Genomic DNA, 23359 nt, shown 5'->3' with positions numbered 1-23359 from the left:
ATGCGGTTTGCGCGCGCGCTCAGAAGCTGGCGCGGACGCTGAAATACAGGCGGGGATCGTGTTTCTGGGTGTTGGGGCCGTCCTTCAGCGGATAACCCCAGTCCATCGAGCCGGACAGCCAGTCCAGCACTTGCAGGCGGGTGCCCAGGCCGACGCTGGCCAGCGAATAGCTCGCGTCCTGCTCGGGCAAGGGATCGCGCAGGCGCAGCGTGGCGGCATCGGCGAAGGCATAGAAGCGCCATTCATTGACGTTGCTGCCCAGCCACCGCGCCAGCGAAGGCGTGCGCCACTCGACCGAGCCCAGCAGGCCATCGTCGCCCGTGCGTTCGGCGGCCAAGTAGCCGCGCACGCTGGTCATGCCGCCCGCCGAGAACTGTTCGTTGGACACCAACGCGCCGGAGGCAAGCTGGAACGAGCCGCGCAGGCCCAGTTGCCAGTCGCCGAACAGGCTCTGCGTGTGGGTGCCATCGCCGCGCAGCAGCGCGAAACTGGGGCTGGCCATGTAGCGCTTGTTGTCGAATTCCTGCCAATCGCTGCTCTGATTGAAGAAGGAGCCGCTGGCGCCGACGATGGACAGGCCCAGGCTGCTTTGCGACGACTCGGAATACCGGTAGCCGTTATAGGCCAGCGTGAACGGCAGGTACTTGATCGGGATCTGGTCTTCGTTGTCGCCAAAGCGCGTGGCCTCGTCGAACTTCTTGTAGTCCAGGCCGATCGACAGCGAATTGCTCCACGCGCCCAGCGGGTCCATCGTGTAGGTTGCGGACACGCCGAAGGAATGGCCCCTGCCCAGCACGTTGGTGCCGCCGATGGTCGCCACGTTGCTGTCGCTCTTGTAGCCGGAAAACTGCAGGCTCCAGCGGCTGGACAGCGGCATGGAATAGGAACCCGACCAGACCTTGGCGTTGTCGGTCTCTTGCGGCGCCGTGAAGAAGGTCAGGCTGACCGAATGGCCAAGCTGCCACAGGTTGTCGTAGCCCAGCGACGCCGTGCTGCGCAGGTGCGTGGTGTCGGCGCTGTAATCGTTGTTCAGGCCCAGGCTGGCCTGCCAGGGGCTTTTGTCCTCGACCTTCAGGTCCACGTCCATCGTGCCGGGCAGGCGCCCTTCCTTGACCAGCGGCACCACCTGACGGCTGACGCTCTTGTTCAGGCCCGTCAACTCGGCCTGCGCCTGGTTGAAATTGGGCACCTCGCCCTCTTTCAGCGCCGGCACCTCGTCGCGGATCGCAAGCGGGGAATAGTGCTGCGCGCCCACCACGCGCACGCGTCCGACCTTGGTCTCGGCAACCTGCAGGAAGACGATGCCGTCCGCCACCTGCTGCTCGGGCAGGTCTACATAGACGGATTGGTAGCCGCGTTCCTGATAGATCGTCTGCAGCGCTTCGCGCGCGGCCTCGATGTCGGCCAGCGTGCGGTCCGGGCCGAGGTAGGGATAGACGGCCCGCTCGATGTCGCGCGCTTCCAGCACGGTGTTGCCGCGGACGATGTATTCGTTGATGTTGACGCGGCGGGCATCCGCCGCTGCGGGAACCGCGGCGGACTCGGCGTCCTGTGCCGGCGCGCTTTGCGCCCACGCCGCGTTGATTGCCAGCGTCAGGACGATTGCTTCCGGCGCGCGACGCAACATGGCGCGCAGCGCGCTACTCCTACTTTCGAAATCATGCATAGCGATGCACTCAGTTCCTTGTGTGAAAGCCGGCTGGCGCCGGCCGCTACCGTGCAGTCCGCTTGCGACAATTCCGTTACGGTTTTTCCCCGCAAACCCGCGACTACAGCTTCTGCTTGTTACTAGACGTACTGGCCACGCGCAGACCGCGCGTTGTAAGAAAAACTTCACAAAAAGAATTGCGGGCTCGGACGACGGGGAGTCTGGATCGCGAACATGACGGCGACTGGATTCCTGCCGAACCAATAAAAAAAGGCCGGCATGCTTGCCGGCCCCAATGGCGCGAAGGCGGCGGCCGGGCGATGCCCGGCCCCGCGATCACATCGCCAGCCTGCGCTGCTCGTCTACGCTGAGCTTCGCGGTTTCACTGGCGTCCAGCGCCCCCGCGCCCAGCACCTGGACAGCGCTGGCTGGGTCGTACTTCGGCGCGGCAGCCGCGGCGCCTGCCTGCGGCGCAGGGGGCATTCCTGCAACGGGCTCTTCCCCATAACCCAGGATCTGCACACTGATCACCGAGGGCTGGTTCTGGCGGGCCGCGTCCTGCGCTCGCTGCGCCGAGTCCTGTGCCGCGTTCACGGCGGATGTCGCGGCGGCGCTGGCCGAAGAAAGCGCCCCGGTGTTCACGGACGCCGCCACCGGCACGCCCGTGCTCTCGCCCTGGACCTGGATGTTGGCCGCATTCGCCACATGCAACGCGCCTATGTTCACGCTGCCCGACACGCGGATGCCGGCCTCGCCCGCATCGATGGTGCCCAGCGGCGCGTACAGGTCCACGTCGCCCGCCGGCACTTCCGGCAGCGGCGCCAGCGTGGCGATACCCGCGCCGGTGCTGGGCGCGTTGGGCGACAAGGTCACGTTGCCGACCGCGTCGTAAACGCGCTTGGGCGGGGTGTACAGCACGGTGGTCTTTGAACCCCGGCCGGCGTTGATGTCTCCTTGCGACGACCAGGCGAGAATGTCGCCGCCGAAGGTGGTCATTACCCGGCTCTGGCCCAGCAGGATGTTGCCCAACGCAAAGAGCTGGATGCTGCCCTCGCCCTGCGTGATGATGCCGGCGCTGGCGGGCGGCGCCACGCCTTCCACGCCGAATATCTGCTGTCCGCCCGGCGTCATCATCTGGATGTCGCCGCCGAAAATGCTGCGCACCCCAGCCCCGCCGTACAGGGTGATGTCGCCCTGGTACGCGCCCGGCGCGGTTTCCGGGAACAGGGCCGCGATGGCCTGGCGGGAACGCAGATAGCTGCCGTTTCGGGGACTGGACTTGTCGTTGTATTCGCGGCCGCCCGATCGCAGCTCGGCGAAATACACCTCCCGGGCGAAGATGCGCTGCTGCTCGGCGGGCAAGGCCGCGAAGTAGGCGCGCGCGTCGTCCGTATTGCCGGCAAAGCCATAGCGCTGCGTCAGCCACAGGAGCAGCTCGGCCTCGTAGGTCTTGAAGGCCAGGCCCTGGTCGACCAGCGGACGGCTGGGGTCCGCCGCCTTGGACGGGTCCAGGTAGTGCGCCAGGAAGCCCGCGTAATCCGGCCCCTTGGCGCCCACGCCCGCCTGCATCGCGATGGATGCGCCGGCACGATGATCGCCCGGCAGCACCGCGCCCAGGCTCGTGACCGACGCGCGATCGGCCATCAGCACGTTTCGGCCCGCCGAGATCTCCAGGGTGCCAGGGCCGGCAACCTGGAACGAGCTGTACAGGATGTCGCGGCCCGCCGACACCCGGGACACGTCGCGCGCGTCGCGGTGCAGGAACAGGTTGCCGGTGGAGGTTGCTGGTTGGCTGCCGCCGCTGGAGGGGTAGCCGTTGTTGCTGGGCACCACCGCGACCGTCCCGATATCGGTGCCCGAGGCCACGATGTCGCGCCCGGCCATCATCCAGACCGGCCCCGATGCCTCATACCAGGTCTGCCCCAGATTCACGCCTGCCAGGAGGGCAATCGTTTCGCCGCTGCGCAATCCCACGATGTCGCCATCGCGGGCGTAGAAGCGCGTCACGTCGCCAGTGCCGGCCGCGCTTGCCGTGGGGGAATCGAAATAGAACATCGGGAAATGGACATTGCGGCTTCCCGCGAACCCATTGGCTCCCTGGTTGGTCAACGTGGCAGCCTGGATGACTTCATTGCGGTATCCGGCAAAGGCCGGCGCCAGCACGCTATTCACGCTTGCCGGGTTGGCGCCCGACCGGTTGATGGCATAGCCGCCTGCATAGATCGAATCGCCCGCCAGCATTTCCAGCTGTCCGCGCGCGCCGGGCGCAAGCGTCAACGCGTACGGCAGGCCGGTCTCTTCGTTGTTCAGATAGGCCGCCGACAGGCCCGCGTAGATGCTGCCGTCGTAGGCGGTTGCCCGCAGGATCGAGGGATACAGATAGCGCGCGTCGGAGGCCGACGTATTGCGCCCCGTCTGCAGCCCCATGCCCTTGGCGCTATGCGACGTCTGACGGCTGGGCGTCAGGTTGCCCCCCGCGCTGGACAGTTCGATGGCGGTGTGCTCCGTCCACATCGAAAACCAGGTGTAGCCGCCGCCATCGTACAGCGTGCCGTCGGGCAGCCGGAATGGCGTGCTGTTCGGCAGCGCGACGCGGCCCGGATCGCTGGCGCCGCCCACGACCAGGTCGCCCCGCGTGTCCAGGCGGATGACCGCGTCCCCCGGAATCAGCGCCAGCCCGCCCGTGGCGCTGGCCAGCGTGGACACGTAGGGGTCATAGCCGCGGGTGTCCTTGACGTCCTGCTGGCTGGCCAGGTTGCCGTACTGCAGGTCCAGCCCGCCGACCGCGCCGCCCGTCAACTGGACATGGCCGCGCAGATTGATCAGCGCGCCTTGCAGGTCGATGGCGGGTTCGCCGTAGTAGGGTGTCGTGCCCCCTGTGGACGACACCAGTCCGCGCGCGCTCTGCGTGGGGTTCAGGCCGCCGCCGATGCGGATGTCGATATCGCCGCCGCCCGTGAGCGCCATGCTGCCGTCGGCCGCGACGCGGCCCGTGCTGCCCACGGCAACGACCAGGCCCTGGCCGCGAGGATTGTTGAGCGTTCCCCGCGATTCGATATTGCCCGCGTCGCCGTCCACGCGCATGCTGATATTGCCGCCGCCCAGCGCGCCAAAGCCCGTGAAGCCAACCAGCAAGGGCGTGTTGTCCTTGAACGCGGAGGGCGCGCGCGCGTAGCTGCCGAAGTTGATCCACCACGCGGTTTCGGTATCGCCGCCATTGGCGCTGCCCGTGCCCTGGCGCCACAGCCAATTGCCGATCCCCACGCTGGGGTCGATCACCCGTGCGTCGGCGGTGGCGCCCACGGTCTTGCCCCACACATCTCCGCGCAGCGCGCCGCCGGCGTACAGGCTCAGGTTGCCACCCGCCTCGGGATACCACGCCTGATAGCCGGCGCCGGCGGTCACGAAGGGCTCGTAGGTCGTCGAATGGGCGTCGCCCAGCACCGTGCCGCCGAAGCGGCCCCGCGGCAACTGATAGTCGGACGAGACGCCCGCGGCCTGCGTGCCGGCCGTGTAGACGCCATACGCGGACATCAGACTGATGTCTCCGCCCGCCGCCAGTTCCAGGTCGCCCGTGCCCGTGCGCAGCACGCTGAAATTCTGCGAGTGGGCCAGCACCGAGGTCGTTTGCTTGTTCTCGATGCATTGGAACGGGAGGTCGATGCAGACGCTGATGTCCGCGTCCGCGACGGGCGTGCCCTCCGGGTAGCCCCACCAGTTGTCCTGGGCCCACAACCAGGCCGGAGGCGGCAAGCACAGGCCCGGGACCACGTCGCACAACCAGAGCAGGTCTTCCGGCACCGGCTTGCCGGGCTCAAAGCCGGACGATTCCCCGTCGGGTCCCCAGACCAGGCTGGCGCCCTTCTGCAGGCTGGCGCTGTAGTGGCTGTCGGCCAGCGTCAGTTTGCCCGCCGCCGGCCCCGGCAGGACCCGGCGCGGATCGGCGGCGTCCAGGTCAGCGCCGGCCACCAGTTGCACCGACCAGGACTGGCTTCCCGCCGGCAGCATCTGGGCAAGGGCCCAGTTGCGCCGCTGGTCCGTCGCCGTGCCGGGACGCAGTTCCACATAATCCGTGCCCGCTGGGAACACGAGCTTGGCCTGCGACGGAATCAGCGCGCCCTGCTTGAGCGTGATGGTGCCCGCCATCAGCAGGACATTGACCTCGTAGGCCTGCAGGGTGTGCAGGTTGGGCAGGGCCAGGTTCGCCGGCCAGGTGAACGCCTTCATGGCGGTGCCGCTGGTAAGCAAGGTCCCCGCGCCCAGACGCGTATCGACGGGCAGGACCACCGCCTGCTTGAGGATGCTGCCCGCGGCATACAGAAGCGTGCCGGAGGCATCGCGCACGTCGCCGGAAAGCACGGTGCCGGCGGGCAGCGACAGCGCCTGGTTCAGCGCGGCCTCCACCGGCAGTCGGGTGCCCGCCGCCAGCGTCGTCGCCTGCAGGGGCAAGGGATAGTTCAGCGTCTTGCCGCCGGGGAATTCCGTGCCTTCGGCCAGTTCCACGCCGCCGCGCGGCAACACCACATCGCCGCCGAACGGTTGCGCGCCCGGCGTCAGGATCCAGCCGCTCTCGTCGTCCGGCGTCACGGCCGGCGGCGCGAAGCCGTCGTTGATGCTGCCGTAGACGTCCAGGTTGCCCTTGGCGCGTATCGTCAGCGCGCCCACTTCACCCGAGCCGTAGACGCCGGTCATCGGCGTGCGCGGATTGAGGCTGGCGTAGCGATAACCCGACAGGTCCAGATCGCCCTGCACCACCAGGTCGCCGTCGGCAGTATTGCTGACGATTTCGACGCCCGGCCGCAGATGGAACACATCACGGTAGGTGGCGTTGTTCAGGCCCGCCAGCTTGCCGTTCAGCAAGTTGCCGTTGGCCAGCGCATTGCCGATGAACAGCACGCCGTCGGCATGCTTGGCATTCAAGTAAGCCTGGTCAATGATCTGAAAGTCGCGGCCGCTGGTCCGGTCAGCCGCGACGCCCGGGCGGGCGTCTTCGTAGCGCTGCATTGCAACCAGCGCGATGGACTTGGCGCCGTCGATGGCGACCGGTCCCCGGGCCTCGATGGCGGTGTCGCCATACGTGGCCGCGGCGCCGCCGTTGATTCCTGCATTGCCCGCCGCGTCGATGCGCGGCGCCAGCAGATCCAGGGTGCCGCGCGATGCGCCGTCGTGCTGCCCCGCCGCCGTGCCCGGCGTCGCAGACGTGCCGTGGCGCAGGTCGAGGCGCGCGCCCCCGGCCAGCGTCAGCACGCCACGCCCCGAATTCAGTTCAACCACGGCGCGGTTGGGCGCGTCGATGATCTTGCCGTAGCTGTCCACGCGCAGCACGGTGCCGTGCGCGTCCAGCACGGACGTCGCGGCCAGGGTCAGGCCATCGCGCGCGGCCAGTCGGATCCGGCCTACCCGTTCGCCGCTGGCGTCCACCAGCCCGGCCACGGTCAGAGCGCCGCCATCGATCGACAGATCGATATCGTTGGCACGCAGCGTATTGCCCATGGTCAGGCTGCCTTGCTTGATCTGGAAGCGGCGCGCGCCCGTCACGTTGCCGTCGTTCAACCGCTGGTTCAAGGCGTCGAAATCCGCGCTCAGCGCGCCGGGGGCTCCCAGATTCTGCGCACGGACGTCGATGCTGCCCGCGCGGTACGGCACCAGGGTGCCGCCCGCGTCGTAGCGGCCGGTGGCCGTGCCGACAATGCGGCCCTGCAGATCCACCAGGCCCGCCGACGCCGACAGCGCGTCGGCCCGCAGTTGTCCCGCGTTGTTTTCCTGCGCGGAAAGATCGATCAGCGAACCGGCTTCCTGGACGATGTTGCCCAGGGTGCTTTCCACGATGACATCGCCGCCCCAGCTATAGCGCGTCACATCGTTGAATGCGACGGCGCGGCCCGCCACGTCGATGACCGACGCGCCCGTCAGCACCACGCCATCGCGGCCGCTAAGCGTGAGCTTGCCGCTGGGCAACGCAATCCTGCCGTCGATCCGCACGTTCGACCCGGTCAGGCTCAATTCCGCACCCAGATCCTGCACAGCCGCCGCCGGCGCGCCGGCGGCGGCCGACACGCGCAACTCGCCGCCGGCCGTAATGCGGTTGATGGAACCGGCCTCGCCGGTCAGCAAGGGCGTGTTCAGGTTCAGGTTGCCGCCGGCATACGTGTAGCCGCTGCCGGTAACGTATGCGCTCTGCGACTGGTACACGGCCAGGCTGCCGCGGTGATTCGACGTGATGCGCTCGGAGGCGTTCAGGTTCACATTGGCGAAGCCCAAGGCAAGGCGGCCATTGTCGTCGCCGCCATTGGGCTGGGCGCCCTGGCTGTAGCCGAACACAATGCGTTCGGCATCCACGCGCAGTGTGCCCTTGCCCGAGCCGGCGCCGCCCGCGACCACCGCGCCAGGCGCCTGCGTCGCCCCGCTCCAGATCAGATTCTGCGTGCGGATGCTGGCCTCGTCGCCGGCCTCGCCGTAACCGTAGATCGCGGGCGTGCCCAGCGCCAGTGTGGCCAGGCTGTACTTGCCGGTGACCGGATCCCGGGTGTCCAGCGCGACCGTGCCGTAGAAATTCATGGCATCGCGCGCGGTCAGGGTCAGGACTTCCAGCGCGGGCGCGCCAACGCTGGTATCGCCACGCAGCAGGCGGCCCAGGATGTCCTGGTTCAGCGTCAACCCGCTGGGCAACAGCCCGCTTGCGGCTGCCTGCGCCAACGCGCCCGCCGTGCCCACGTTGACCGCGCCGACAGCCAGTGTCAGGTTGCGGGTGCCGTAACGCACCTGTTCGCCCAGATCGAACGTGCCATTGGTGGCGGCGGCGATCGTGCCTTCGGAATACAGGCGCGTCACGCCTGCGCACGGCTGCGCCGCGCAGGTGCCGATACGGATGCCACCCGTCGCCTGCGCATCCGGCGCCAGCACGTCCAGGCGGCCGTTCGACACGGCCAGCAGCGCGGCCTGGCCAGGCTGGAAGGCATAGCCGCTGGCCGAGTCCACCGACGGCGCACCGCGACCCAAGGTGGAAATGCCGGCGCCCGCCTCGATCTGGATATTTCGCGACGAGATCAGCACTTCTGGCGCCGCCAGTTGCGCGCCAGCGCGCAGCACCGTTTCGTTCCCGGCGCCCTGGAATGTATAGAACCGTCCCCCCTGCCCGTAATACACCACCGGCAAGGCCCCGATCACCAGGCGGCTGGCGCCCAGCGCCGTCAGCGCGTCCGCCGCCACGGAAGCGCCGGTAAAGCCGGCGGTGGGAGCCTGTCCCGCCGCCAGGATCTCGACCAGGGAGCTGCCGCCATTGAGCGTAGCGGCGCCGCCGAAGCCGCCCTGCGCCGCCTTGAAGTTGGCCAGGCCCTGGAAGCTGAGCGCCTGCCCGTCCTCGGAGCCCTGGTGTATCGCGAGGCGCAGGGTGCGCGCATCGGCGGGCAGCATGGCGCGCGGCACGCCGCGCGTCACGGCATCCGCGCGCACAAAGCCGGCGTAACTCATCTCGTTGTATTGCGAGTACGTGCGCAGGACATTGGCCGGGGTCAGGATGACCGACCTCGCCAGGCTGTCCGCCACGCTTGTGCCAGTCGTGGACAGCGTCCCGCTGGCCGCCCACGACTGGTTGCGCATTTTCATCGGCGCCACGGCGGCGCCCGCCGCCGCCCCGCCATTGAGCTCGAGGCGGAACGCGCCCGGCAGCAAGGCATAGGTGGACGGCATCAGCGTATAGGTGCCCGCAGGCAGGCCCGGTATGCCCGCGCCCAGCGTGATTCTCTGCCCGACGCCCGGCGCGGACGCGCCCGCCTCGCCGCCCACCGGCGCGTAGCCCGGCTGTACCCCCGGCACGATCGCGTAGACCGGATTGCTGGCCAGGCCAGGCAGGGTGAAGCCGCCATTGGGATTCATGCGAACCAGTGGCGCAAAGCGCGCGTCGGTCGAGCCCCCGCGGCCGGAGACAAAGCCCGCGCCCGTCAGCTCGCCACCGCCGGACAGGTCCAGCACGGACCCCGGCAGCGCGTCCACATCGCGGAACCCGAACGTGATGCCGGTGCGCAGATAGGCGCCCGAGCCTACGGCCGTGCCCCCCCCGACGCCCACCAGGGATACCTCCGCGCCATTGAACTTGTACGACACGCCATCGGTCGTGCCGCCATACGGCATGACCAGGCCGGCGCCGCTGACCGACGTGACGCTGCCGGGCAGCAGCACCAGGCGCTGCGTGCCTCGGGGTGCGCTCATGTCGCCCAGTTCGATCGCCCCCAGCGGCGCGCGCAATACGCCCCCCTGCTCCACGTTGGCGGCCGCCATGCGCAGCGTGCCAAACGCGGAATAAGGCGTAGCCAGCGCCGCGCCCTCGTGCCGGCCGATACGCAACACGCGGTCCGGGTCGAACACATTGATGCCCGATACCGGGTTGCGCGTGTAGCCGGCCAGCACCTCGGCCTCGGTGCCCGTGCCCGGGTAGATCTGCGCGGCGATCAGGTCCAGGTCGCCCCGGGTCCAGAGGCGTGTGCGCGGCTCTTCATCGTTGTGGCGCAGGAATCGCAGATCGCCGCCACTGTCCAGCACGACACGGTCAAAGCCCGATCGCTGCAGCGTCAACGCGCCGCCCACGCTGCGGTTGATGCTGCCCTGTGTGCCAAAAGACAGGCTGTTGCCGACTTCCAGCAGGTTGCCCGCGCGCACGGTGAACGTGCCCTCGCCCACGTCGGGCGCATCGGCGAACATCACGCGCGGCCTGATCACACCATTGGTGCTGAAATACTTCCCGGGGCCGGACAAGCGCACGTACGACGCCGCCAGGTTCACGCGGGTCTGCGCGTCGGCCTTCGGCGCCAGTGAGTATGCGCCGGCATACAGGCGCAGGCTCTGGCCCACCGCGACGTTGACGTCGCCATCGAAAGACATCAGGCCGTTGGACAGCAGGCCTAGATGATCGAAGCCGCCGCCGGCCAGCAAGCGCGCAGCGTCCAGGCGCGTCTGCCCATATTGGAGGCCTTCTGCGGCTTCGCCCGGTGCAAGACCCGCGTCCAGCGCATTGCCTTCGCCCGCCGCCAGCACCAGCTCGCGCGGCACCTGCACACCCACGCCGGCCACGCCCTCGCCCCAGGTGCGGTACAGCGGCGTCTCCAGCGCAATGTCCAGTGTGCCACCGGAGGCATTCGCGCCGCCTGCGCGCGCAATGAACGTTCCGTCCAGGTGCAGGCCGTTATAGGAGCTGAGCGAAATGCGGCCGCCGTCGCGGTTCAATTCCACCGGCCCCACGCCGTTCACATCCACGATCGCGCCCGCGCCCGACGCATCCAGCACCGCGCCGGGACGCACGATGACGTACGCATCGGACGAGGTCGCCGTTGCGCGGTCATGATCGATCTCGCCACCGATGACGATCACACCGCCCGCATCCGCCACGCCGTAGCGGCGGCCCCGCGTATCCACGCCGGTTTCCGCCCGTCCGGCCACGTCCAGCACCGCCTGCTCGCCGATCCAGATCGACCGGTCATGCACCTCGCCGTCGGCGATGTCGCCGTCTTCGGCCACATCGAGGTCGCCCATGCGAAGCTGGCGGATATCGATCTTGCCGCCCGCCGCCCTCAGGGCGCCCAGTACCGTCATCTGGCCCGCGCCGCGCAACTGGATGGTTTGTCCGGGGTCTACATTGATTTGCGCGCCACGGCCGATGACCAGATCCGGATCGGTATCGACGCTTACCAGCCCCAGGCTGCGGCCGCTCTGCAAAGACAGGCTGGCGCCGCGGCGTTGCGTGATCGTTCCGGCCACGGGGTCATGCGGATAAACGGGCGGGAGCCAGGTTTCCAGGACGGCCGAAGGATCGGTGTCGCCCGGCAGGCGGGCCGCGCCGGAGATGGGGCGGTACACCGGCATCAACACGTCGACGCGTGTATCCTGCGCCACTTCCAGGCCATGGCGGCCGGTCACCTCATAGCGCGAGTAGCCCTGTTGGAAAAGCGGGGCCTGCAGCACCAGCGTGTCCGCGTCAACGCCGGCTTGCGGTTCTCCAATCACGACCCTGCTCGCCGTGACAGCCAGGGTGCCCCCGCCTTCCACGCCATAAGCGCGCAACGTCGAGCCCAGGACCAGGCGCCCGCCGGCCTCCGTGCCGCTGTCGATCGACTCCACCGTGGTGTTGCCGCCCTTGCCGCCCTTCAGCTTGCCGGTCGCGCCGAGCAATGCCCCCGAACTCACGTCGATGACGCTGCCGGCGTCCAGCAGGATATCCGCGCTGCTGCGCAGGGACACCGTTCCGCCGTTCAGATAGGGCATGCCGCCGGTCAGGTCCGGTGACATCGCCAGATTCGACCCCAGCCCCGCCACATTCAGCCGCGCGCGCGCGCTCAGCGCCAGCGCATCCTCCGCACCCACCGCGCCGGAGAACGTGTCGGCCGTTCCAGAGGACGAGGTCTGCGCCAGCGCATTGCCCAGGCGAATGTAGCCCCCACGCGCAGTCAGCGTCGCATCCACCGACACCTTGCCGGCGAACAGCGTGATTTCGCCTCCCGGCGACACGGCCAGGTCGGACTGCACCGCGATCTCGTTGGCGGCGATCCTGATGGCGCCCAGTCCGAAGCCATTGAGCCTGGCCGTATCCAGATGAAGGATGCCCGCGCGGTCCTCGGGCAGCGCGGTATTCAGGTCCAGCCCGGCGGCGATTGCCGCCGCACGGTCGGACAGCACGACTTGATCGACCGTATTTTCGTTCCGCCCCAAGCCGTATTGCAGCGCGCCGGTGGCCTTGACGTAGTTGGGGCGATAGACGCCCACGACAAGCTGCGCGCCGCGCGCCGCGGCGCGTTGCGATTGTTGATATCCATCCAGGCCCGCCTGCGGGGCCGAGCTCTGGCGGTCACCCTGGAAAGTCTGTCCGACCAGCTCGCCTTCCAGCACCGCGCTCTTGGTGCCGATGACCAGCCTGCCCGCGTCGCGCCCGACGGTATAGCCGGTTTCGAACCTTTCCTGCGGCGCGATCAGCGGGTTATAGAAATAGCGCGTGTGGCCCCAGCGCTCGCTTTGCGCCTCGTAGCCCTTGTACAAGCCGGTGTAGGCCAGGTCGCCCGGCGCGCGCGACACCTGGTACAGGCGGCCGTCCGCGCCACGCAGCCACGTTTGCCGGATCATGCCGTCCTGCACGTCCAGCGTGCCGCCCGACACGTTGATCTGCGAACCGGCACGCGTCACGACGTCGCCGCCGGTGAACTCCACATTGCCGCCCACCGCCATCCATTCGTTGATGGCGTGCCCCTGCGTGCCCAGGTAGCCGCTGACTTCCAGCAGGCCGCCGGCCGTGTACCAGCGGTCAGTGGCGTAGCCGTTGGTGCCCGCCGGCACCAGGACCAGATCGCGCGCATCCACCCAGACGTCGCTGTTGTTCAGTTTCCCGCTGTCCCGGTTGATCGGGGCATCGCGCTGTTCGCTGCCCTGCACATTGATCTTGACGTTGTTGTTTTCCATCGCGACCGGCACGCCCACCGCGCCCGCCACGTCCAGGATCGCGCCGTCGCGCAACAGGCTACGCTGCGCGGCCTGGACGGCGATCTGGCCGCCGGTGGCCAGGGTGATGGAACCGGACGCGAAGTCCACGGTGCCGGTGCTGCTGATCTCGACCCGGGACAGCTCGCGCCGGTCGGTGCCGGCCGCCACGACCGGAGACTTCGTCTGCGGCCCCACGGGCACGCGCAGGCCGTCGCGCTGGCTGTCCAGCGCAAGGGCTCCGCTGCGGTCCAGCAGAATGGTCGTCGTGCTTCCGTCGGCCAGGACGACGGTCGCGCCCTCGCCCGCCGCGTTCAGGTGCACCGTGCCGCGCGTATCCACGGACGTGCTGGACAACACCACCCCGGCCTGCACCACGTTCCCACCCGTCAGCGTCACGTCTCCCATGGACGCCTGGATCAGGCCCGTGTTCTGGACGCGGCCCAGCGCGCCCGCGGGCGTGACCTCGTTGCCCTTGGTGGTGGACGCCAGATTGCCGGACGTGCCTTGCCCCCGCTTGATCACGAAGCTGTCGCCGGCCGCCAGCAGCGCTTGTCCGCCCGGCGTGTCAATCGTGCCCGCGTTGGCGGTTTCCTTGCCCAGCAGCAGCACATAGCCGCCGCCCGAGGTGGACGTCTTGGACGGCGCGGTCTGGATGACAGCGCCGGCCTGGACCTCGATGCCGCCCAGCGTATCTTTGAACGTGGGCGCCGCGCCGTTGTCCGCGTACAGGCCCTTGTCGCGAAACTGCTGGTCGCCGATGTCGGCCGCCGCCGCCACGAGGTTGCGCACGTTGACCTGGCTGGTGCCGGTGAAGATCACGCCGTTCTGGTTCACCACCAGCACGGTGCCGTCCGCCTTGATGGCGCCGTGGATCTGGCTTGGTTTGGCCGATGCGCCCACCACGCGGTTCAGCACGGCGTCGTCCGCCCCCTGCTTGAATTGCACCGTGGTGTTGCGGCCCACGTTGAAGGTGTCCCAGTTCAGGATCGCGCGCGACTGCGTCTGCTCGATGGTGACGACCTGCCGGCCGTTCTCGACGCTGGCCTTGGCGGCCTTTGCGCCTTCCCATTTGGCCAGGGCGCCCTCGGCCGCCCACAACCCGCCTTCGGTCAGCCCGTCCGGCACACCGCCGCCGTTGCCCGCCGCGGCGGCAGCGCGCGCCGCCGCCTGGGCCGCCTGTTGCGCGGCCACCGCCGCCGCCGTGCGGTTCAGGTTGTCCAGCGATTTCTGGAGGGTCTGGCGCGCCTGTTGCTGTTGCCGGGCGCTGTCGCCCACGCCCGCGAGCCCGCCATTGGGCAGGCGTCCGCTGCGTTGCGCGGTGGACTGCACCGCGTTCTTGTCGGAGAACCAGCCCGGACTGAAAGCCCGGGACTGCGCCTGCGTGGCGCTGGTGGCGCTGCCCGCGATCAGCAGGGCCGTCACGGCCTGCGACAGCGGCGTCGGCCGCCAGCTCATGCGCCCGCGCCGCGCCTTGCGCGCCATGTTCCCGTTTCCGACCGTCTCCGACATCCGTGCCTGCATGATCGCCTTTCCTTGTTCCAATCGCGTGTGTTCGCCACTTAGAACAAGACAGACGGATGGAAAAATGCCGACCGGAACACTGTCACAAATAATTCATCAACCCCGCGTGGTGCTTCGCGGTCAGGACAGCAGCACGACGCCTGCCGGAAGATGGGTCACGCGCGCGCCGTAGGCATCGCGGATCAAGCCCTCGGCATCCGCCACCTGCGCCAGCGAAAACCGCGCCTGCACCAGGCGCTTGCCCAACTGGTCGTTCATCAGCACCAGGCGGCCGCGTCGGTAGCGGTTCAGCTCGTCGACCACCTGCGCCAGCGGCTGCTGGTCAAACACCAGCCAGCCCTGCCGCCAGGCCGTCACGACGTCCGGATTCACCTTGACCGGCGGCTGCACCCGAGTATCGTCATAACGCAGTTCGCGGTCGGGCCCCACGTCGAAGACGCCCTGCGCATGCACCAGACGCGCCGTCCCCGACAGGCAGCAGAGACGCGCCTCGCCGCCGATATAGCGCAGGTTGAACACGGCGTCCCTCGCCGTGATCCGCCCTTTGCCAGCCACCACTTGCGCCGCCACCGCCCCGCTGCGGATTTCGGCTTCGCCATCGGCAAGCTCGATGATGGAGGCTCCATCAGGCGCGGCGGCGACATTGATGCGTGTCTGCGTGTTCATCTCCACTTCCAGCGCGCCCCCCAAGGCCAGCCGGCGCTGCTCGCCCGCCGCGGTCCGATAGTCCGCGCCCAACTCGTCCACGGCGGGCCACAGGCCCAGCGGCGGACGAAACGCCAGGTAGGCCGCCGATGCCGCCAACGCGCCACCCAGGAACGCGCGCCTGCCGTGGCGCGCCGGGCTGCGGGCGCGCCGGCTGGCACTTGCCGCCTGCTCCTCTTGCAACGCCGGTCCCAATCCCTGCCACAGGCGCTTCTGGTCAGCAAAGGCGGTCTCGTGCGCCGGGTTGGCGGCCAGCCAGCTGCGGAATGCCGCCGCGTCGGCTTCCGTCGCGCGGCCGGACGTCAGCGCCAGGAGCCACGCGCGGGCCTCGCGCGAAAGCGCGTCCTTGTCTTGTTTTTTTCCGGGCATGATCATCGTCAGCGCCATGGTCCTTCGTCCTGATTCGGTGCATGTCGCGCGGGCGCGCGTTGAGAGGGCTCGACGCCTTCCGACGCTTGCAGCACCCGCGCACAGTGGTCCAGCGCGCGTTTGAGTTCCTTGGACACGATGCGTTCGGACACCCCATAGCGGCGCGCGATCTCCGCATGCGGCAACTCGTGCACGCGGGCCGCCAGCAGCATCTGCTGCGTACGCTCGGGCAATCCACGCAGCGCGCGGCGAAATGCGTCGATCTGGCTGCGGCCCTGCGCAATGCGCGCGGGGTCGGCCGCCTCGTCCGTCATATTGATGAGCTCACTGATTTCCACCCCCGTCAGCAAACGGGAGTCCCTGCGCCGCTGGTCTTCGGCGATGTTCAGCGCCACGCGGAACAGATACGCCGCCGGCTGCTGGATCGAAGAACTGGGAGGCAGGTCGCTCACCTTCAGATAGGTTTCCTGCATGGCGTCGTGCGCCAGATCCTCGGAGCCCAGCCGCCGCTTGAGCTGGCCGCGAAAGTCGTTGTAGCGCTCAAGGAATATCGAAAGCAATGAGCCATCCGGCTTGCTATCGCGCACGTGGGGCTCCCGGCTGACCTGCGCAGTCCCCCGCGCTTGCGGGCTCGAGCAACACAGTGACTGGTTGCGCCATGCCCACAGGCATCGGCCCCACGGCCACGCCCCGCAGCGCCGCTTCCAATTGGCCGTCCAACGCGGAAGATCCCGTCCTCGCCACCCAGCTCACCCGGCTGACGTGCCACGCCTTGTCGAACCATAGCTGCATCAGCGCCCGGTAATTCCCCGGTCGGGTAGCCGCTGCGGCACACAACGCACGCTTTACCGCGTCCTGAAGCACCGCAGCATATTGCGTGTCGCGCAGGCGCCTGCCCTGCGAAGCGTGCCGGCCACCCGCCCGGGCTGTTTCGGCCACCAGCGTAAATGACTGCGCGCTGGCATAGCGTATGGCCAGGGCGGAACCCGCCAGCAGCTTTCGCAGCGCCTCGTCCGGGCTGTAGTTTCCCACTACCGCCGGCGCCTGCCGCCCCTCCGTCAGCACGCTGTCCACCAGCACCGTCAGGCCGCTTGCAAGGCTGTATTCGGCAAGCGCCTGCGCCAAAGGCTGCGCCGCGATCGCGAACGCAATCGGCCGGACCGGCGGTTCCGCGCCTGCCGGCGCCGCCAGCGTGCAGAACCCCAGAGCCAGGCAGGCGCGCAACGCTGCGCCGAACCCCGGAAAGACGGCGATCATGAACGCGCACGCATATGGAAATCGCCTGGCATGGCAGTGGCAACGGGCGGCAGCCCCGACAAAAGCCGCCATGCTAGTGGCGCCGAATGACGCATTCGTGACACGCCAGGTGAACGCCGTTCGCCGCCGCCATGCAATCGTCACCTGCGCGGCGGAACGCCACCCTATACTTTCGGGATCGATCCGGCAGTCCCGCGCCGGGCCCAATTCAAGGAACGCGCATGCGCAACGTGTGTCTATCCGCTGGCCGCGCCTGCCTGCTGTGGGTCGCCGCGCTGGCGGCCGCGCCAACATCGGCCGCCGAGGCCGAACCCGTCACCCCGCCTGCTGCCACGGCCCGCCAACCCTCCGCGCCGGACGGCGCGTGCATCGAGACCGAGGTGAACGGGTATCGGGCCCTGTCCTACGACTGCCTGAATCAGAAGATGGCGCCCACGGCCGCGCCCCGGCCGCCCGCGGTGCTTGAGTCCGAAGCCATCACGCAGGGTCCGCCCAACCAGATGGGCCTGACCACGCCGGCCACCACCAGCAACCGCATGGGCAATACCTTCGGCACGTCCGCGTATCCGCAGCGGCCCGCCCCGCAACCCGGCCGTTAGGCCATCCGGGTGATGAAATAGATCTTCTTGACGAACTGGTCCACTTCCCAGCGGCCCGTGTAGCCCTCGGGCATGACGAAAGCCTCGCCCACCGTGAGCTCGTGCACGGTGCCATCCGGGTCCACCAGGCGAGCCGACCCTTCGACGATGTAGCCGAATTCGATGTACCCGGTGGTGTTGGACTGGAAGGAACCGGCGGTGCTTTCCCACACGCCGGCCTCGGCCTTGCCCGCATTGCCTTCAAACGCAGTCACCGTGCGAAACGCCGCATCGCCAGAAATCGGACGGCGCGGCTTGCCGGGCACGGGGTTTTTCATCGGACCGGCGTCGATGCGGACGAGCCGCGATTGATCGTTCTTCATGGTTGTTCCTGTATCGAATTGGAGGGGGTGCGGGTTGCGAGTCGTCAGCGCGCCGCCACCACCAGCACCTCGGCCATGGCGCGGCTGACCGTGCGCATGCGGTGCGGGAGTTCGGAGTCGAAATAGACGGAGTCGCCGGTCTCCAGGCGGAACTGGCGTTCGCCGACGTGCACCTCGATGGCGCCCTGAGCACCAGCAGGAATTCTTCGCCTGGGTGCGGGAACACGGCGGTGGCATCCGGGAATTCGCGGGGCGGGCGCACCACGAACGGCTCCATGGCCTTGACCTTGCGCCGCCCGGCCAGCGATTCGTAATGGTAGTCGCTGGCCGGCCCCCGGCGCTGCAGGGCTTCGCGGTCGGCCACCCGGACGACGCTGACTACTTCATCCTGCGCGGGATCGTCCGATCCCACGAGCTGCGACACGCCCACGCCATAGCCCTCGGCCAGGCGCAGCACCGTCGAAATGGAGGGTTCACTAAGGCCCCGCTCAAGCTTCGAGAGGTAGCTTTTGGTCAATCCCGTGCGCTGCGCCAGCTGTTCCAAAGACAAGGACTGCTGGCGGCGCAGGGAGCGTAGTCGGTGCGGCAGGTCGATCATGGGGCGGGAAATGCGCGGATACAACCGGCAAGGATGCCCGAATCCGGCGGCGCCGTCGAGCGCCTCCAAGTGTGCGCGCTGTCGCCCTCGGACCGGGCCTGTGTTTGCCGAAATTCGGGTCTTGGCGCGTCGGCAATTGTCGATGCTTACTGTCTGCGGATTCGCGGTCTGCGATCACCCCGCAATCCAGACGAGCCGGCGACTGCCTATCCGCCTGACCCGTGCCCGGCCAACCCGGTTCCACCGTACTTCAATCAGACCAAATCACGGTCATAGCAGGACCGTTTTAGCCGACCATAACGGCGTTGCAGTCGAAACTGCAATCACAAGGAAGTTTCCCGACCGCACTGGGCGGCAGAATGGAGAAAAACAGTTGGCGAGCACACCGCACACGAACCTCAAAGGTGGATTAAAGTCTCGCCACCTGACCATGATGTCCATAGCCGGGGTCATCGGCGCCGCCCTCTTCGTGGGGTCCGGAAAACAGATTTCACTGGCCGGGCCGGCGGTGATCCTGGCCTACATTGGCGGCGGCCTGCTCGTCGTTCTGGTCATGCGCATGCTGGGCGAGATGGCCGTTGCTCAGCCCGACACGGGCTCATTCTCCACGTACGCCGATCGCGCGATTGGCCGCTGGGCCGGCTTTACCATCGGATGGCTTTACTGGTACTTCTGGACATTGCTCATGGGCTGGGAGGCCTTCGTGGCCGGACAGATCCTGCACAATTGGTTCCCGTTCGTGCCGGCGTGGGGTTATGCCTTGATCGTCACGCTGTCGCTGATAGGCATCAACCTCATGAACGTTCGCAGCTACGGCGAATTCGAGTTCTGGTTCGCCCTCATCAAGGTTTGCGCGATCGTCATTTTCCTTGTAGTCGGCAGCCTGGCGCTCATGCATCTGTGGCCATGGGGTCAGGCAAATGGCATGTCGCAATTGACGGCTCACGGGTTCATGCCCAACGGCATCAAATCCGTGGTCGTCGCCTTGCTAGGGGTCATGTTCGCCTTCATCGGCGCAGAAATCGTGACCGTCGCGGCCGCTGAGTCCGCCAACCCTACCAGCGCAATCATCAAGACGATCAAGTCCGTGGTCTGGCGCATCTGCCTGTTCTATATCGGTTCCATCTTCATCGTCATCTGTCTGGTGCCCTATAACGACCCCCTGCTGACGCACCCCACGCACGGAAGCTACAACACTGCATTGAAAGTGCTCGGCATTCCCCATTCCCAAATCATCGTCAATTTCGTGGTGCTGACGTCGGTATGCAGTTGCTTCAATTCCGCCCTCTATACCGCCTCCAGAATGTTGTACTCCTTATCAAAACGCGGCGATGCGCACCGCATCATGCAGATGACCGGCCGGCGCACTGGCGCGCCATACGTGGGTGTACTGGTATCCAGCATTTTTTCGTTTGCGGCCGTCTGGATGACGGCTACGTCGACCATGGATCTTTATGACGTGCTCATGCAGGCCACCGGCACAATCGCGCTCTTTGTCTACTTGGCCATTGCCTGCTCTCAGCTGCGCATGCGCTACCGCCTGCAAGCGCAAGGAGTGGAGCTGAAATTCAAGATGTGGCTTTTCCCATGGCTTACCTACGGCGTCATCGCGCTCATCATCGCCGCCTTGGCAACGATGATTGCGGAAGGCACATACCGCACTGAAGTGGCCTACACATCGGCGCTTGCGGCCGTGATCGCAACCACGGGGATCGTGGCGCAGCGCTTTGGGATAGGAAGAAGCAGCATCCAAGACGAAGCCCGGGAGGAACCAGCAAGGGGCGCCATCCGGCAAGAATCGGAGGCGTGAACGACAGCCACGGCATGCACGACCGCTCGGGGTGACGGCATTGAACGCCGTGTCGCCTTATGGCGTCACCCGATACATTGCCGGCGTTTTCGTATGCGCGCCCGTTTCTAAGCCAAGCTCACCGTGCGCGCGCCACGGATTGCTACCGCACTGCGGTGCGGTTGTGGCCATCCGGCCGATTTACACATCAGGACGTCGGGGACCAAACTTGCAGGCTCATCCTAGTAAAAAAAAATAGGAGAAACACAATGCCGGCAAATCACCCCAAGCGCCCCATCGCTGTAACCGCATTCGCGGACGATGGCACTACATATCGAATCGAACGCCGGGCACGAAGTCTGCCCGGAGACAAGGGCGACAGCGCCTTTTTCTATTGCTGCCTGCCTGACGGGCAAACGGTTGGCTGGTTGGGCTATGGCCAATACCAACTCCCCAACGGAACCGTCGTCCGAACGCCGCCGTCGACCAGCGCGTAAGTCTTTCGGCCTCGGTTAACGCCGGGGCCGAAAGGAAAATCTGTATCCGTGTATCCAGTGAAGAGCCTGCGCCCCTACCGGTGCGTTTTGGCCGGCCTTGCCTGCCCATTGACCGGCAGCTGGATTAGTGCGCCAATAAAAACAGGTAATGCGCATGCTGTAGGAGATAGCCATGACGGACTACACCAAGCGAGCCCTGGAATTGATCGCGGTTGCCAGCGACGGAAACACTTATCGCATCCAACGGCGTTGCCAAACGCTACCCGGCGACGAGGACGGCTCCCATTACTACTGCTGCCTTCCGGATGGGCACCAAGTCGCATGGCTAGGCGATGGAGCGTACCAGCTGCCTGACGGAACGGTGGTGAAAGTGGTGGCCTGCGCGTTGCACAAGTGAACTGTGCTGCTGGGCAACGCGCCGTACGCTGATGGCGCTTAGATATGGCAGAACACGACGACAGGATCAATGCCACGGGTTCCGGCAAACAGATCCTGCAAGCGCTTTGACGATGCGCTGGCGGGTCGCTCTACCAGACCCAGAAGATGCTCGCCCCACAGCGTCATCCCGAGATGGCCTGCTGCGAATTCGTGATTTTCAGATCGCCATGCCGACAGTGGCGCGGTCGCATTGCATGACCTGCACCGCAGCAAAGTAAGGTCCGGAGCCAGGCACCAAGCATCGAGGGCCTCATACAAATCTTGGCTGCCGTCTGCTCCAAGCTCGACAGCGAGTTTGCAGCTCGGGCAATTCACGCTGAAGCCCCCGTCAAAATTCATGAACAAACCGTTGGTGTCGGACTGAGCCGTCAGTTCGGGTCGACCCGTTGAGCCAACTTGCCACCGGTAGCCCGTCACGACGATTTCAAGGGCCGTGATACGTGTAAATTCGGGACTGTGTTCATCGATCGTTCGCTCCGGATAACCCCAACCTTCAAGGTCATCCAGGCCTCGAAAGTCATCGCGTAACGGAAACGCCAACCCGCCCAGCGACAAGTCATCACGCAGCTCGGGACGGATGACTCCGCCGTCGACAAGGCGCTCATAGAGCGCAAGCGCCAATTTCGGGGCAACCTCGCGAGAGGTCTCCGTATCAACCAGCGAAGTATTTCTGTCACCCACGAGGGCTCCGGTGAAAAGTTCAGCAGGAACCCATTATCCTTCGCGCTTTGCCATTACCAAAGGACGATATGACTGGAGCCATCGACGTAGTCACCCACAACCAGGCTGCTTGGAACCTTCAGGCCGCGCAAGGCTGCGCATGGTCCGCGCCGGTGAGCCCAGAAGAAATCAGGGCAGCTCGTGCGGGCGCCTGGAGCGCCCGACTGACGCCCGGCCCGCTGCCCTCCGGCTGGCTGGATGATGTACGTGGCCTGCGCATCCTTTGTCTGGCCGCCGGCGGAGGTCAGCAGGCCCCCATACTGGCGGCGGCGGGGGCAGACGTCACAGTTTTCGATTTTTCAGAGGGCCAGTTGGACCAGGACCGAAAAGTCGCTGCGCGAGACGGTCTTGAACTGCGCTGTGTCCAGGGAGACATGCGAGACCTCTCCATCTTCGACGACGCCAGCTTTGACTTGGTCTTCCACCCGATTTCCAATCTGTACATACCCGACGTGCGCCCGGTCTGGCGAGAGTGCGCACGCGTCCTGGCAACGCAAGGACAACTGTTGTCCAGCTTCTGGAATCCCGTGGTTTTCGTGGCTGATCGCGACGAAGCGCTAAGCGCCCAGGGCCTGGTGCGTCCCAACCGGCGGCTTCCCTATTCGGACATCGCGCATTTGACCGCGGCGGACCTGGTTGCAAAACAGGAGCGTGGTGAAGCACTGGTGTTCGGGCATACGCTTGCAGACCAGATTGGCGGGCAACTTGACGCCGGTTTCGTACTGACGGGTTTTCACGAGGACTGGCAACCTCACCCACGTTTCGTGGTTGAGAACGTCATGCCAACATTCATGGCGACCAGAGCCGCGAAGCGTTGACCCAAGCGATGCGCGGCAAAATCCGGTCCTGAGGGTATCCGCTTTGGTCGGCTGTACTTGCGGCGGCCTGCTTTCAAGCTATCCGGCGTAACGCAGATGAATCAGGGGATAAGGGCGCCCCTGTGAATCCACCTCGGAACGTCCGATTTCGACGAATCCCATCCGTTTATAAAAGCCGACAGCCTGAGAATTCTGCATGTTGACGTCCGTGGTCAATGCCCCATGCAACGACAGTCCATGCTGCAACAACTGGCGACCGATACCGTTTCCACGGACATCGGGATCGATGAAGAGCGCCTCCATATGTGTGCCATCGATCAGCATGAAGCCATGGGGTTTGTCATTTTCGTCGACTGCAACAGTCAATGGCGCATGGGGCAGAAAGCCACACACTTCGGCATCAATGGCCTTTCGATCTTCGGCACTGAGGAAGTGATGCGTGGCGTCCACGGAGCGCCTCCAAAGGTCAACGAGAGCGGGGCCATCGTCAGGACGTGATGTGCGCAGTGTGTACATAGCAACCTTCAAAACAGTTTGGATTCGGATGAAGTATGCCTGTGTTCCCACTACCCCACCGC

13 protein-coding genes and 1 pseudogene are annotated in these 23359 nt (G+C 66.6%); 4 read left to right on the top strand and 10 right to left on the bottom strand.

The features are described from left to right. Positions 1-19: 19 nt before the first annotated feature. The 5 genes from RT614_RS22355 to RT614_RS22335 form a co-directional block, all read right to left on the bottom strand. Positions 20-1666 carry a ShlB/FhaC/HecB family hemolysin secretion/activation protein gene (locus RT614_RS22355; protein ID WP_313624336.1) on the bottom strand — a complete coding sequence of 549 codons (1647 nt, stop codon included), beginning with the start codon at positions 1664-1666 and terminating at the stop codon, positions 20-22. A 318-nt stretch (positions 1667-1984) separates the two neighbouring features. After that, positions 1985-14629, bottom strand: coding sequence for a filamentous haemagglutinin family protein (locus RT614_RS22350; protein WP_313624335.1), 12645 nt, complete (start codon positions 14627-14629; stop codon positions 1985-1987). A gap of 120 nt (positions 14630-14749) precedes the next feature. Further along, complete coding sequence (locus RT614_RS22345) at positions 14750-15721, bottom strand: FecR family protein (RefSeq protein ID WP_313624334.1); 972 nt, start codon at positions 15719-15721, stop codon at positions 14750-14752. After that, positions 15712-16290: an RNA polymerase sigma factor gene (locus tag RT614_RS22340; protein ID WP_313624333.1), complete on the bottom strand. Its 579-nt coding sequence runs from the start codon at positions 16288-16290 to the stop codon at positions 15712-15714. Before RT614_RS22340 ends, RT614_RS22345 begins: the two co-directional genes overlap by 10 nt. Then, positions 16280-16960 (bottom strand): STN domain-containing protein, encoded by a 681-nt coding sequence (locus tag RT614_RS22335; RefSeq protein WP_313624332.1) that lies wholly within the window; start codon positions 16958-16960, stop codon positions 16280-16282. Before RT614_RS22335 ends, RT614_RS22340 begins: the two co-directional genes overlap by 11 nt. A 221-nt stretch (positions 16961-17181) precedes the next feature. Here RT614_RS22335 and RT614_RS22330 point away from each other — a divergent pair, with 221 nt between their 5' ends. Next, positions 17182-17559 (top strand): hypothetical protein, encoded by a 378-nt coding sequence (locus RT614_RS22330; RefSeq protein WP_313624331.1) that lies wholly within the window; start codon positions 17182-17184, stop codon positions 17557-17559. Here RT614_RS22330 and RT614_RS22325 read toward each other — a convergent pair. From RT614_RS22325 to RT614_RS22315, 3 genes and pseudogenes are all read right to left on the bottom strand, one after another. After that, a complete protein-coding gene (locus tag RT614_RS22325) occupies positions 17556-17921 on the bottom strand; it encodes a cupin domain-containing protein (RefSeq protein ID WP_313624330.1) in 366 nt (121 codons plus the stop codon). The genes RT614_RS22330 and RT614_RS22325 overlap by 4 nt on opposite strands. Before the next feature lie 44 nt (positions 17922-17965). Further along, positions 17966-18094 carry a cupin domain-containing protein gene (locus tag RT614_RS22320; RefSeq protein ID WP_313624329.1) on the bottom strand — a complete coding sequence of 43 codons (129 nt, stop codon included), beginning with the start codon at positions 18092-18094 and terminating at the stop codon, positions 17966-17968. A gap of 296 nt (positions 18095-18390) precedes the next feature. Continuing rightward, a pseudogene (locus RT614_RS22315) lies at positions 18391-18519 on the bottom strand (helix-turn-helix domain-containing protein); the annotation flags it as partial. 373 nt (positions 18520-18892) lie between these two features. Here RT614_RS22315 and RT614_RS22310 point away from each other — a divergent pair. Together RT614_RS22310 and RT614_RS22305 are read left to right on the top strand one after the other, a co-directional pair. Further along, on the top strand, positions 18893-20329 hold the full coding sequence (locus tag RT614_RS22310) for an amino acid permease (protein ID WP_313624328.1): 1437 nt from the start codon (positions 18893-18895) through the stop codon (positions 20327-20329). A gap of 648 nt (positions 20330-20977) precedes the next feature. Further along, entirely contained in the window at positions 20978-21202 is a 225-nt protein-coding gene (locus RT614_RS22305) for a hypothetical protein (RefSeq protein ID WP_313624327.1), read from the top strand. Between the two features lie 38 nt (positions 21203-21240). On the opposite strand, the gene RT614_RS22300 is transcribed toward RT614_RS22305, so the two are convergent. After that, positions 21241-21924: a hypothetical protein gene (locus tag RT614_RS22300; RefSeq protein WP_313624326.1), complete on the bottom strand. Its 684-nt coding sequence runs from the start codon at positions 21922-21924 to the stop codon at positions 21241-21243. A gap of 68 nt (positions 21925-21992) precedes the next feature. On the opposite strand from RT614_RS22300, the gene RT614_RS22295 reads away from it, so the two are divergent. Beyond that, positions 21993-22781, top strand: coding sequence for a class I SAM-dependent methyltransferase (locus RT614_RS22295; protein WP_313624324.1), 789 nt, complete (start codon positions 21993-21995; stop codon positions 22779-22781). Between the two features lie 78 nt (positions 22782-22859). Here the strand turns inward: RT614_RS22295 and RT614_RS22290 are convergent, their stop codons facing one another. Then, entirely contained in the window at positions 22860-23297 is a 438-nt protein-coding gene (locus RT614_RS22290; protein WP_313624323.1) for an acetyltransferase, read from the bottom strand. Positions 23298-23359 lie beyond the last annotated feature (62 nt).

The organism is Achromobacter sp., from assembly GCF_032102605.1.
GTDB lineage: Bacteria > Pseudomonadota > Gammaproteobacteria > Burkholderiales > Burkholderiaceae_B > Achromobacter.
The sequence above is the reverse complement of the archived record's forward strand: the minus strand, read 5'-3'. Positions and strand labels throughout refer to the sequence as shown.

What these genes read in the sequence shown, in the direction of transcription:
- RT614_RS22290 (WP_313624323.1), bottom strand. Translation starts at nt 23,297, where the DNA reads ATGTACACACTGCGCACATCACGTCCTGACGATGGCCCCGCTCTCGTT.
- RT614_RS22350 (WP_313624335.1), bottom strand. Translation starts at nt 14,629, where the DNA reads ATGCAGGCACGGATGTCGGAGACGGTCGGAAACGGGAACATGGCGCGC.
- RT614_RS22330 (WP_313624331.1), top strand. Translation starts at nt 17,182, where the DNA reads ATGCGCAACGTGTGTCTATCCGCTGGCCGCGCCTGCCTGCTGTGGGTC.
- RT614_RS22325 (WP_313624330.1), bottom strand. Translation starts at nt 17,921, where the DNA reads ATGAAGAACGATCAATCGCGGCTCGTCCGCATCGACGCCGGTCCGATG.
- RT614_RS22305 (WP_313624327.1), top strand. Translation starts at nt 20,978, where the DNA reads ATGACGGACTACACCAAGCGAGCCCTGGAATTGATCGCGGTTGCCAGC.
- RT614_RS22345 (WP_313624334.1), bottom strand. Translation starts at nt 15,721, where the DNA reads ATGGCGCTGACGATGATCATGCCCGGAAAAAAACAAGACAAGGACGCG.
- RT614_RS22355 (WP_313624336.1), bottom strand. Translation starts at nt 1,666, where the DNA reads ATGCATGATTTCGAAAGTAGGAGTAGCGCGCTGCGCGCCATGTTGCGT.
- RT614_RS22335 (WP_313624332.1), bottom strand. Translation starts at nt 16,960, where the DNA reads ATGATCGCCGTCTTTCCGGGGTTCGGCGCAGCGTTGCGCGCCTGCCTG.
- RT614_RS22295 (WP_313624324.1), top strand. Translation starts at nt 21,993, where the DNA reads ATGACTGGAGCCATCGACGTAGTCACCCACAACCAGGCTGCTTGGAAC.